Raw genomic sequence first — 12,838 nt, 5'->3', positions numbered from 1 at the left:
AGGCTAACCTATTAGTTTACTTCAAAAAAGTTATAATTTAATAGTTCAAATGCAGAATTGCCTCCATATCTTCCAGGTTAACGGGTTTATGAATAAATCCTTTAATTAATTCGTGTTCGTTGGCCCTGTCAATATCAGAGATATTAAGCGAAGAAGTTAAAATATAGATGGCGCATTTGTTAAGCGACCGCTCCTGGTCTAATTGCTCAAAAGCCGCCAGAAACTCCCAGCCATCTACCTCGGGCATATTTAAATCTAAAAAAATAAAATTAGGCAATTCTTCTTCCGGTGCATTTTTGAGTACCTCTAAGGCAGCATCGGCTTCTAAAAAAGTAGTAATTTCTGCTTTAAACCCACCCAATTGCAGCGATCTTTCGGTAAGAAAAATACTTATCTCATCATCATCAATAATAAATATTTTCATCAGGCCCGGGATTTAAAGTTAATGGTGAAAGTTGTGCCGGCATTTAGCGTGCTTTTTACCGTAATATTGCCGCCAAGTGCTTCTACGTGGGTTTTAACTAAAAATAAACCAACCCCGCGCCCTTCTATGCTACTATTATGATGAAAGCGTTTGTATAATTTAAATACGTCGTTTTCGTACTTGTTCATATCAAACCCTAAGCCGTTATCCGAAAACTGAATTGTTTTCTCTTCCGGGGTTGTGTTAATGGTAGTAATATTTATTTCCAGCACCCGGTTTAAAGAACGATATTTAATAGCATTACTAATTAAATTATGAAATATACTATACAAATAAACCCGACTGCCGTGTACGATAAAATCCGGTGCTACGGCTATATGCAAATGGCCGCCACATGCGCCTAATTCTGGAGCCAGATCCTGCTTGGCCTGCTCGCAAACTTCTGCTAAAACAACAGCTTCGTAATGGTCTATATTTTGCCTGTCCCGGACAGATAAAATCTGGGTTACATCTTTTAAAATAGTATCTAGTTTTTCGATGCTCGTGATTAAATGCGAAAGGTATTGCTGGTAAAGTTCAGTGGTTGTGGGCATATTGGGCAAATGCCTTACCAAACCCAGCGCATTGGCCAAAGGCGCGCGCAAATTATGCGATACAATATAGGTAAACTGTTCTAAATCGCGGTTGTGCTGGTACAAATCCTGCGTTAAACGCATTTGGTTTACTTCAATTTCTTTGCGTTCGGTAATGTCGTGTACCATGCCCACCAAGCGCAAACAATTGCCCTGCGCATCAAAAACCGGCTCCACCAGCACTTCCCCGGTTTTCTGGCCCGCCGGGTACTCCGATACTTCCTGCCAGCTTACTTGTTTGCGTTTAGTAATGGCTTCGTGGTATTTTTCTAAAACCAGACTTAACGATGGCTCCGGTATTATTTCCTGTACGTAGCTGCCAACTACCTTAGAAACAGGTAAGCCGGTAGTAACCTGAAAAGCCCGATTAACATACGAGAATTTATACAAATCCGGCGCTTCTACATCTAATACAAAAATAACATTGGCTAAACTATCGAATATTACGGCCAGCGATTGCTGCGTTTCGGGCAAATGTATATGCGCGATTTCAGAAGCACTTGGCTCCGGCAATATTTTATCTGCTAAAAAAACCTTTAGCACCAGGTATGTTACCTGATTGTTAGTAATAAGCGGGAATATTTCTAAAACACTGGCGCACTCATTAACCGGCAGGTCATTATCTGGTAGCCGGGGCGGTTCTACCTTAATTTTTATAGCCTGTAGGGTGCTTATAACTTGCCCGAATAAATCTACTAATCGGGTTTCGGGCAATCCGAGTAAATCGGCAAATTTAGCCGGGCCTGCTACTCTACTTTCGTGTATGAGTTTATCTGCATCAAAATGGCTCCAGTTAGAAGCAGCCGCATTAGCCGCAACAATTGGGTAAGCAGCCTCAGCCGATACGATTAAATAGGGCGAATCAGCATAGGCAAAAACAGCACCTAATTCGTTTGCATTTAACATTAATAGTACTTTAAAATTCAGAATAAGCGCGCGCTAAAATACTAGAAATAAGGCAAATATTAATGCACTGGCAAACGCCAGATTTACATAAAAGCTAAATAATTCTGGAAATTTTCAAATTTTAGAAATTTGTAGTCTGATAAAGGCTGCTAACAAATACCCCAACAGGATGTTCAGCAAGCAATTTTTACGGCAGACTGCTTTGTTTTTAAATATTTGGGTTTAATTGCAATGTCTTTTCTTCGTGTATATCGGTTTACTTAGAATTATAACCCGAGCTATTCCCCCTGTAAAAAAGCAGGTTGATAAACCAGGCTTATCATCTGGCTTTAAGAAGAAATATTTACCCTAATTTTTTCTGAACGGCTCTGTTCACCTACAAATATTGTTGGTTTACCGGTATGTAATGGCGGTTCACCCCTATCGGCTTTCGGCCAGCAGCCATTTAAGTATCTTTGCTTCAGAATATGCAAGAAAGCTCACGACTTCTTTTGAATATTTTGTAAATAATGGTCCTGGGGGGATTGGTAGAGAAAGAGCAAAAAGGCTATTGTTTAACAGAGAATATTCTCTGGAAATTAAATTAACCTTATCTACTTATCTACCTATTATGAAAACACTTATACTCCTGGCAGCAGCCAGTATTTTTTCCGGCGGAACAATTTTTGCGCAAGCTCCTTCCCCACCCGTTGCTACTGCGCAAGCAGCAAGCCAGGCAATACCCAAAGGTAACGGCAAAATAAGCGGCGTTGTTTCTGATGAAGCTGCTAAAACCCCGGTAGCTTTTGCTACCGTTGCCCTCCTAGATAAACTTACCGGTAAAACCATAGACGGCGCCATTACCGACGATAAAGGAAAGTTTACGATTAGCCGGGTAGCCAATGGCCAATATTCCTTAACCATTACTTTTCTGGGTTACGAAGCGAAAAGCATCAATAATATTGCCATTGAAGGCAAAAACGAAGTTAATATTGGCCCGATAGCTTTAAAAGCCAACACCAAAACCCTGAACGAAGTAGCCGTTTTAGGCGAAAAACCTTTGGTAGAAGACAAAGTAGACCGCATGGTATACAACGCCGAAAAAGATATTACCAATACCGGCGGCACGGCCAGCGATGTACTGAAAAAAGTACCAGGGTTAACCGTAGATTTAGAAGGAAACGTGCAATTGCGCGGCAGCGGCAATATTCGGGTACTCATCAACAACAAGCCTTCTACCATTATGGCTACCAATATTGCCGATGCCTTGCGCCAAATTCCCTCCGACCAAATTAAAACCGTGGAAGTGATTACCAGCCCCTCGGCTAAGTACGATGCCGAAGGTACCGCCGGCATTATTAATATTATTACCAAGAAAAACGGGTTACAAGGCGTAAATGGCACAGTAAACGCTTCTTACGGTACCCGCAACAGCAACGTAAATGGCAATGTAAACTACCGCAAAGGAAAATTTGGCCTTAATTCGGCTTTAGGCACCAACTGGAACAACAACCCAGGCAAACAAACCGGCAATACCTACTATACCGGCCTTTCGAATATTGATCGCTTATACCAGACAATGGAAGGCAAACGGGTGGGCAACTTTAATTTTCTGCAGTTTGGCACCGACTACGACTTAACGCCCAAAAGTAATTTAGCGGCTGGTATTCGCATGCAAAGCGGCAATTTTGCTTTTAAAACCACCCAGACTTCTACCCAATATTTGCAAAATGCGCTGATAGGTTTAAACACCCGGCAAAATAATATTGAGTTCGAAAACATGAATTACGATGTAAACCTGGATTACAACCGGCAGTTTAGCAAGCAAGGTCAGGAATTAACTGTTTTGGGTTTATTAAGCCACAACAACCGCGATAATTATAATTATGCCGATGTTTATAACCGCGATAACCAATTATCGTTGCAGGAACAAAATTTGAACGATGCGTACAACGAAGAAAAAACTTTACAGGTAGATTATACCCAGCCTTTGGCTAAAGACCAGCTATTGGAAATTGGCGGCAAGGCCATTTTACGTTACGCCGAAAGCGATTACCGCTTTTTACTGGCCGAACCGGGTACTGGAGATTTTGTAATTCAGCCGAACCGTACCGATATTTTCTCTTACCACCAGGATGTAGCCGCGGCTTATGCCTCTTATGGGTTTAGCCTTAACAAAAAATATAACTTTAAACTTGGTACCCGCTACGAGCACACCCAAATCAGCGGTGATTTTACCTCTACTGAAACCACGATTAACCAGGATTACGACAATTTTATTCCGAGTATTGCCGTATCCCGTACTTTAAAAAATAACCAAACAATTAAGTTTAACTATACCAAACGCATCCAGCGCCCCCAATTATATTACCTGAACCCATTTGAAAACCGCTCCGATACCTTTAATATTCAGGTAGGTAATCCTAAACTAGAGGCCGAGTTAACCAATTCGTATGAACTAGGCTACAGCCGGTTCTTTAAATCCGGTACTTCGTTTAATGCTTCGGTGTACTGGCGGCAAACCAATAATTCTATTCAATCTTTTACATTGCCTACCTCAGAAGGTGTAAATTATACCCGGTTCGGCAATATTGGCCGGAATGCCAGCTATGGTTTTAGTTTATTTGGCAATACCAAGTTTTTACAGAAAGGCAATATTAGTGGTAACGTTAATATTTTTTACACCGATTTGGAAAGCCGGAGCGCACAACTGGAAGCATCTAACGCCAGCGTTATGTACAATGCCAACCTGAATGCGTCTTATACCTTTCCTAAGGGCATTAGCGCCCAGGTGTTTGGCATGTTTAACTCGCCCCGCGTAACTTTACAAGGTAAATCATCTTCCTGGACCTATTATAACCTGGCTCTGAAAAAAGAATTGTTAAATAAGAAAGCCAGTATTAGCGCGGGGGTTGATAATCCTTTTTCCCAAACATTAAAAATGCGGAACACATTTAAAACCAATACTTCGGAGCAAGACAATCTGCTGTATGTCTACACCCGTCAGTTCCGCATTAGTGCCAATTACCAATTTGGTAAAATGGATTTTAAAAATCAGCCTCGCCGGAAAAAGAAAATATCCAACGACGATGCCAAGGCGGGCGAGAGCAATTAATTATTTTTAATTTCTACTTACTAAAACATAAAAGCCGGCTACCTGTAGCTGGCTTTTTTTGTTTAGTTAAGCAAATTGCGTAACAAATAGGTAGCATTTCATTTGCATAAAGCAGTTACGCAAAAGCCAAAAAAATGAAAGTTCAAGCAATCCACACGTGTCATTCAGGAAGAACCTATTTGACTGCCTGCTACATAGTTTCCTCCTGAATGACAATAGTGGACTGCTAAGCATTAAAGAAAGTATACAAGCAAATATTGCGTAATTTACTAAGTAACTATTAACCAATATTTGCGCTAATATTACACATAATCTTAAAACCGGTTTGCCAACGATGCTAACAGGAACTGCTACCTCATTCAGTTAATCTGTGCTGGGTTATTAAAATGGAAAAACTACAATCCTTGTATTATATTCTGGAACTGGCAGGCACTTTTGCCTTTGCTATAAGCGGGGCAACAGCAGCCAGAAAACGCAACCTCGACCTGTTTGGCATTTGTGCGCTTGCTTTTACCGTGGCCTGTGGCGGCGGTATTATCCGCGACCTTTGTATTGGGGCCATTCCGCCCGCCGGATTAACAAACTGGCGTTATTTGGTAGTAGCCATTATTGCTACCGGCTTAACCGTTGGGTTATTTTCCTTTGTACAACGGCTCAACCGACCGGTTCTACTTTTCGATGCGGTGGGTTTATCGTTGTTTGCTGTAACCGGTGCACAAAAAGCGCTTTCTTATGGCCATAATGGCGAGGTGGCTATTTTGCTGGGCATTACTACCGCCGTGGGCGGTGGTGTAATACGCGATATTTTGCTTAACCGGGTTCCTGTTATCCTGGAAAAAGAAATATATGCATCGGCAGCGCTGCTTGGGTCGGCAATTGTGGTGTTGGGCAATTACTTAAAATGGGGTGCCGGTGGTTGGGTGGCCATTATAGCCTTAATTGTATGTTTTACCTTACGCATTTTAGCCCTCCGTTTTCACTGGAACCTGCCCACGCCGGCCAGCAACAAAACAAACTCAGATAAAAAAGAATAAAGCACGTGCTGCACGGCGCCGTTATTACTTCTAATTAATTTAGCTTACACTACGCCTTATAATTAAACCGGCAGTTTGCCTTTCTGCCACTTCCTCTATAATACTGTTATAACTCAATTGCCGTTTACGGTTAGGTACGTTGCTGCGTATAAAACGGCAGCCAAAGAGCTTATTGTTTTAATTTAACTTAACTTGCACCGTTATTTGCTGCTATAATTTGTTTCAGCGCTCTTGTTTAACATAAAAAAAATAATCTAGCATAAAACCTAATAACTAACTATAAGGATGGAAGTAAATAATTGGTTTTGGATTGGCTTTAATGTTTTCGTCCTTCTAATGTTGGCTTTAGACTTGGGGGTATTTAACCGCAAAGCACACGTGGTTTCGGTTAAAGAAGCATTAACCTGGTCCGGCGTTTGGATTTGCCTTTCCCTAATTTTTAATGGACTTATTTATTATTGGTTTGGCGAGCATAAAGCGGTTGAATTTTTAACGGGTTATGTTTTAGAGAAAACCCTTAGTGTAGATAATATTTTTGTATTTGTCTTAATATTTAAATATTTCCAAATTCCCTCTATTTATCAGCACAAAATATTGTTTTGGGGTATTTTGGGCGCTTTGCTCATGCGCGTGCTGTTTATTTTTGCGGGTGTTGCTTTAATTGAAAAGTTTCACTGGACGATTTACCTGTTTGGGGCTTTCCTTATTTACACCGGCTACAAAATGTTTTCGGATCAGGGCAAAGAAATTGAGCCGGAGAAAAATCCCATTATAAAATTTTTCCGGAAAATAATGCCCGTTACAAACCAATTAGAAGGCGACAAGTTTTTTGTGAAGCAAGCCGGCAAGGTATATGCTACGCCGCTTTTCCTGGTTCTGGTGCTTATTGAAGCCACAGACCTTATTTTTGCGGTTGATAGCATTCCGGCAATTCTGGCTATTACCCAAGATCAGTTTATTGTTTATACCTCAAACGTTTTTGCAATTTTGGGTCTTCGTTCGCTTTATTTTGCCCTGGCCCACGTAATACACCGGTTTGTTTATTTATCTACTGGTTTAGCCGTTATTTTGGTATTTGTAGGTTTTAAAATGGTAATGATCGATATTTTTAAAATCCCAACCTTTATTTCTTTAATCGTGATTGGGCTTATTATTACCATTAGCATTGTATTTTCCTTAATTAAAACGGCCAGAACCAATGATTCTGAATTAGAATAAAGCAGTAGAATATTCAGGAATATATTAGCTGTTTACCCAGCGGAGCCACAACCGTTGGTAATATATTCCTGAATATTTTAATGAGGAACACATAAAACTTACACCAAATTGCAGTTCGCGATGTCCAACTCGGCTTGTAATAAATTTTGGCAAGCCGTTATTACCTCGTTATAGTTGGCAAAACCCTAACGAGATAGTTCTTGTTTATAAGTGGCCGGTTATTTTTCCGATATTACCGTATTTAGCAGAAGGTGGTATTATTAAGTACTAGTACAAAAATAAGTAGGCAAAAAGTAACCGGTGAATATTTAATACTCCTGCCTCTCCTAAAACAGACGGGGCGTATCCGGCACTTATACTTATATATACTTTAATTTAACTAGCTACTTAGAAGCTTCTTAAATAAACTATTTTAAAAATTACTTTTCGAATGAAATTGAAATTACCGCTCCCGTTCTGGACTATTGCGTCTCCTGTTTTTGCCTGGTTAGCTTATTTTTTAATTTCGCTTGAATGGGGTGGTGTATATGTTTTTATTTTGGCGGGAGTTCTCATTGCTGGCGTGTTAGCGGCTGTGTATCATGCGGAAGTAGTAGCGCACCGCGTGGGCGAACCTTTTGGCACCTTGGTACTGGCTATTGCGGTAACCTTTTTAGAAGTATCGCTAATTGTTTCTTTAATGCTAGCGGGTGGCCCCGAAACCACTGCATTGGCCCGCGACACGGTATTTGCCGCTGTTATGATTATTCTTACCGGTATTGTTGGTATATGTCTGGTAGCAGGCGGGGCGCGGTTTAAAGAACAAATATTTGGCGTACAAGGTGTAAGTGCGGCGCTGGTTACACTAATGGCAATATTAACCTTAACTTTAATATTGCCCAATTATACCACCAGTATTGCCGGCCCGGTTTTCAATTACCTGCAGCAAGGTTTCATTGCTATTGTTTCATTAATTTTGTACGGCACTTTTGTACTCGTGCAAACAGTCCGGCACCGCGATTTCTTTTTACCGCCAGATGCTGCCGACGATGAAGACGCCCACGCCGCTCCGCCAACCAATAAGGTTGCTTTTATTAGTTTTATGTTGCTCCTGGCTTGTTTGGGAGCGGTGGTTTTACTGGCAAAAGCATTGGCTCCTACCATCGAAGCTGGCGTGGTAAGTCTTGGGGCACCTAATTCTTTGGTAGGGGTAATTATTGCCGGGGTGGTATTATTGCCCGAAGGGTTAGCTGCCTGGCGGGCCGCCAAGAATAATCGTTTGCAAACCAGCCTAAATCTGGCGCTTGGCTCTGCTTTGGCCAGCATTGGTTTAACTATTCCGGCTGTAGCGGTGTTATCAGCCTTTACAGGCTTAACCATTACGTTGGGCATCGATGTAAAATCTACGGTATTATTATTTTTATCTTTATTTACGATTATTATATCGCTTTCTACGGGGCGCACTAATATTTTGCAGGGCGTGGTGCTATTGGTAATATTTGCCGTTTACCTGTTTACCACCATTATTCCTTAAAAAATTCCTTAAGAAGCATATAATATTATTGGGGTATTGCGGTCATAGGTATCCTGTCGAAATGGCTAAATCTACTTTTCATAGTTTTAATAGATCCTTCGACAAGCTCAGGATGACCAATAATGTATACTTAAGCGCAAGTTTCGTTTGCTAATGTAATAATTTAGTTTAGAAGCTTACACAACGGGACAACCGGTTTGACGTAATTTTCCTAAAGCATTTTCTACTCCTTTTTCGAGCATATTGCCGGCCGGTTTCTGGCAAAATGGGCAGGCGTGCAGGTTGCCGTCGGTATCTACGTAAACGTGGCGATCGGCGGCACCGGCGCAACCGGCCCGCCGGCGTTGGTAATCGTAGTAAACCACCATGGGCAAATGGTGGTAAGCGGGGTAATAATTTAGTTTGGTATAAAAATCTTCTAATATTTTCTGCTGGGCTGCCGCTAAACCTACTGTTTGGCCAGCGTAATGCCCCACGGCTTTGGGTTCGAGTACCTGAATAAAAACACCACCTAACTGGCTTACCAGCCGGGCATAAGCCATTAAATTTTGTTCGGTTACAAAAGCTTTGGTGGCACACAACGAAAACCCAACCACCAAACCAACTTTATTGGCATTAGCGGCTGCTTGTTCTACCCAATCATAAGCGGAACTAAAACCCCGGAAAAGGTTATGTTGGTGCGGATCTACGTGGTCGAGGCTAATAGTTACGCCGGTTAAGCCGGCTTGCTTCAGGGATTGGGCATGTTCAGGCGTTAATAAATGACCCGAGGTTAATACCCAAAAATCGGTGCCGGGTTGGGCTGTTTGCAATAAGCTTATTAAGGTAGGCATCCGGAGCAAAGGCTCACCGCCCGAAAATTGCAATTGCCCTACTCCTTGCGCCTGAAACTGTTGTACAATTGCCTGCAAATCATGCGTAGTAAGCTTTTCTTTTTTGTTCAGCGCATCCCATTCAAAACAATGTTCGCAGCGCAAGGCGCATTTTTTGGTAATGGCAATAATTACGTTTTTGAAAAAATAAGGCTTTTGCTCGAAGGGTACAAGCCGGTTAAGTTCAGCCAAATGGTAATCGTCGAAAGCTTTGGAAGGCCAACCCGGAGTATTGTATTCATAAAAATAGCGGTTATCTACCTTTGCTACTTTTTTATAGGCAAAATCACCTAAATACCGGCGCCGGATTTTAATTAACTGGCGAATGGCCCAAACGGCTTTTAGCGGGTTCCGGAGTTTAATTAAAATCAACCAAAATAAACTAAACCGAATGCGGCGCATGGCCCAAAAACTTTGCCAGCGGTTAAGCATTACCGGCTTAATATTTATAGGCGTAATTATAGCTGAAGGTAACTCAGGCGATGGCGCTTCCGGTAAAATATTTAACCCGGCTATTACTTGGTTAACGGGTTGTGGCATGGGCGGTAATCAGGTTATAATAATTATTCTGGCGAGCCAGTTGCTCGTACCGGTCGCGCGAAAACTGAATAAAATGGCCCGGCTTTTCGAATTCCCGTAAGGTTAGCAAATTGGGAATGCCTTCATACTCCCGGACATGCTCGTAATAGCCGCGGGTATGTAAAAATAAGCTTTGCTCCTGCTCTGCTTTTTTGGCAGGCAATAAATATGTGAGCGTTACAGCATCGCCCACCGAAAATTGTTCCAGATATTTTTGGTCGGTAGCGGCTAACAAGTGATTTACATTTTGCCCGGTCTTTTCAAAAGCCGTAGTTGCTTTTACTTTTTCTACAGTTACCGGCAAATTGGGCGTAAAATCCATGCCGGCCCGATCTACTTCCCAAAACATAAAACCACACGATAACCGCACGTTTACGTCTTTGCCTTTTACTTGCGTTAAATTAATGGGCACCACCAAATCGCGGGCCGCAAGCGGCCCAACCGGCGGGATGCGTTCTACCACTTGCCAGCCGGCGGTAGTTTGCACTTCTACCAGCAACGGAAGGCCTTGCTCCTGCTGCCATTGGTACAAATCGGCAGCCGGTACAGCTTTTTGTTTTTCGGCCCAGTGGTTATAAATACTACCAAATTGCTTCGTAAACTCTCCAAATAAATAATCGAGCCACAAAGAATTTTGGGCATGCAGCACCAACTTGCCGGTTTTGGAATTAGCCGGTTTAGGAAACTTAATATTAATAGCATTAATATTTTTTGCAGCGTTGTTAAAAGCCCAGGTGCTGCTATCCTGAACAGCAAGCGCGGCAGCATAATTAATCCCGTCGGAAGCCATAGCCGTTACGGGCGCCTGTATATTTTGCAGGGTATGCGGCTGGCCTTGCTGGTCCAGGAGTACTTTAACGGTTGTCGGGTGCTGCACCACGGCCAGTTCAGCCAGGTTGGTGTATTGCCGCTCTTTTAACTCGTTTGCTATTTTTACCTGTACTTTACCGGCATCGGCTTGCCAGTTTCGTAAGGGCATATAATCATCGCGCTCCAGCGGCGAAAAAATGGCGCCACCGTAAGCTTCGCCGATAAACTCAAAGTTTTTTCCATTATAAGCGTACACAAACGGGCACGAACTTTTTAAAAGCAAGGCAATTATAGCTACCAACGAAAAAGCCACGCCCAAACTGGCAATGGTAGTAAAGGTATAAGAGGCCACAGTTGCCCCATTGTCTTTATCGGTAATTTCTAAACGTTTCAGGGCCGCAACCGGAATACTGGCCTGGTTATTTTTGAGCTGGGCAAACTCGTACACGTACAGGTGCACAATATTTAGGGCAATGCCTTTGTAATCTGATTTATACCGGTGCGGTGTGCCTACTTTGTCGTCTGTGTAGGGTAAAAGATCGTCGGGTAAGGCCTGTAAATTGCCGGTTATGGTGTTTTCCTGGAGGGCAATATTTTTCAGTTCCCACAGGTTGCTGCCCTGGTGCAAAATAAAACGTTTGTAATTGGGTAAACCGGTCACCTTTTCGGCGCTAATATTTTTTTCTTCCCGTACCCGGTAAAAATTGCAACCTACTGTTAGGTGCAGCAACGAAAAGCTCAGCAAAAAGGCTACAGACCGTTGCACCAATCGCAACCGGAATATTTTAAATAGCGGTATACTCCGGACGGATAACCCCGTTAATTTTTTCATAGTTAAAAAGGTTAAAAACGAAATCCGAGTTGTATGTTACCGGGCAGGTAGCCGCGCGTTCTGTTTTCCGGATAGTAATAATCATCGGGTGGGTTTGGCTCGTTAAAGAAACGAATGCCCAAACCTAAATCGGCCCCAATACTAATCGATTTATTAAACTGGTAATAAATTCCGTTTTTTAGGACTGCGGCAAAAAGCTGCGCATTTTCTTTTAATAATTCGGGTTGTGGCAGCCCTTGGGCATAATTGTAATAATAAAACCGGTAAGTTCGGTAGTTTATAGCCGGACCAAAATAATAGTTGAACCGGCGCTGGCCAAACGGGTAAATATTTAGTTCTAATCCGGCTCCGTAACGATTATTGCGCCGGAAATCATCGTAATAATTATTGCCGGTACCCCCAGCCAAACCCAAAGAAACCGGTATTTTTATCCCTAACTTACCCGAAGGCAACAGGTACTCGTAGCCCAAAGTAAAGCTAGCGTAAATTAAATCGAAAGGATGAAACCAAAGTATGTGCCGGCGGGTCTGGGTTTCGTAATTAAAGCCCCTGTCTGCTACGTTGGCACCGGGCTGGTTAAAAGTCTGGGTAGTGCCATCGGCCTTGCGCAAGGTTTGTACATCCTGGGTACTAATCTGGTAAACTAAGGTGTCGGGTTGCCCAAATAACCTAAAATTTATCTGGTTGGGTTTTATTTCAAGCACCTGCGCTTTAATGGCTACGCCATCGGTGCGGGTAATAATATCCTGCCCATATGCAACAACAACGGCAAACCAGCAATAAAACAGCAGGAGTATTTTTTTAGCCATCTTGGGTCAGGAAAATATACGCATACATTAATATCCTAATTTAATAATTTTTAAATAAACTAATATTTATTAGGAATATTTATTTAAGAAAAGTTTCGCTAATTATTGCAAGAGC

Annotated in this window: 9 protein-coding genes; 4 read left to right on the top strand and 5 right to left on the bottom strand. The window is 42.2% G+C overall.

Annotated elements, in window-relative coordinates:
- Window positions 1-37: 37 nt before the first annotated feature.
- Together F0145_RS16300 and F0145_RS16295 are read right to left on the bottom strand one after the other, a co-directional pair.
- Window positions 38-424, bottom strand: a complete 387-nt coding sequence (locus F0145_RS16300; protein WP_150089835.1) for a response regulator — start codon at window positions 422-424, stop codon at window positions 38-40.
- Window positions 424-1,962, bottom strand: a complete 1,539-nt coding sequence (locus tag F0145_RS16295; protein ID WP_150089833.1) for a sensor histidine kinase — start codon at window positions 1,960-1,962, stop codon at window positions 424-426. The genes F0145_RS16300 and F0145_RS16295 overlap by 1 nt, the downstream gene beginning before the upstream one ends.
- A 610-nt stretch (window positions 1,963-2,572) precedes the next feature.
- Here F0145_RS16295 and F0145_RS16290 point away from each other — a divergent pair.
- The 4 genes from F0145_RS16290 (at window position 2,573) to F0145_RS16275 (ending at window position 8,821) form a co-directional block, all read left to right on the top strand.
- Window positions 2,573-5,056 (top strand): outer membrane beta-barrel family protein, encoded by a 2,484-nt coding sequence (locus F0145_RS16290; RefSeq protein WP_190277569.1) that lies wholly within the window; start codon window positions 2,573-2,575, stop codon window positions 5,054-5,056.
- A gap of 386 nt (window positions 5,057-5,442) precedes the next feature.
- Window positions 5,443-6,090 carry a trimeric intracellular cation channel family protein gene (locus F0145_RS16285; RefSeq protein WP_150089829.1) on the top strand — a complete coding sequence of 216 codons (648 nt, stop codon included), beginning with the start codon at window positions 5,443-5,445 and terminating at the stop codon, window positions 6,088-6,090.
- 285 nt (window positions 6,091-6,375) lie between these two features.
- Window positions 6,376-7,308: a TerC family protein gene (locus F0145_RS16280; protein WP_150089827.1), complete on the top strand. Its 933-nt coding sequence runs from the start codon at window positions 6,376-6,378 to the stop codon at window positions 7,306-7,308.
- A 430-nt stretch (window positions 7,309-7,738) separates the two neighbouring features.
- Window positions 7,739-8,821: a calcium:proton antiporter gene (locus F0145_RS16275; protein ID WP_150089825.1), complete on the top strand. Its 1,083-nt coding sequence runs from the start codon at window positions 7,739-7,741 to the stop codon at window positions 8,819-8,821.
- A gap of 176 nt (window positions 8,822-8,997) precedes the next feature.
- Here F0145_RS16275 and F0145_RS16270 read toward each other — a convergent pair whose 3' ends face one another.
- Genes F0145_RS16270 through F0145_RS16260 form a run of 3 tightly spaced genes read right to left on the bottom strand, consistent with a single transcriptional unit; the run spans window position 8,998 to window position 12,723 of the window.
- Window positions 8,998-10,233, bottom strand: coding sequence for a radical SAM protein (locus F0145_RS16270; protein ID WP_150089823.1), 1,236 nt, complete (start codon window positions 10,231-10,233; stop codon window positions 8,998-9,000).
- Window positions 10,217-11,914 (bottom strand): hypothetical protein, encoded by a 1,698-nt coding sequence (locus tag F0145_RS16265; RefSeq protein ID WP_150089820.1) that lies wholly within the window; start codon window positions 11,912-11,914, stop codon window positions 10,217-10,219. The genes F0145_RS16270 and F0145_RS16265 overlap by 17 nt, the downstream gene beginning before the upstream one ends.
- An 11-nt stretch (window positions 11,915-11,925) precedes the next feature.
- A complete protein-coding gene (locus tag F0145_RS16260; protein WP_150089818.1) occupies window positions 11,926-12,723 on the bottom strand; it encodes a hypothetical protein in 798 nt (265 codons plus the stop codon).
- Window positions 12,724-12,838: the final 115 nt, after the last annotated feature.

Source organism: Adhaeribacter rhizoryzae (genome assembly GCF_008629685.1).
In the GTDB taxonomy this organism is placed as follows: domain Bacteria; phylum Bacteroidota; class Bacteroidia; order Cytophagales; family Hymenobacteraceae; genus Adhaeribacter; species Adhaeribacter rhizoryzae.
Note: the sequence above shows the minus strand (reverse complement) of the source record. Positions and strands in the feature narration are given on the sequence as shown.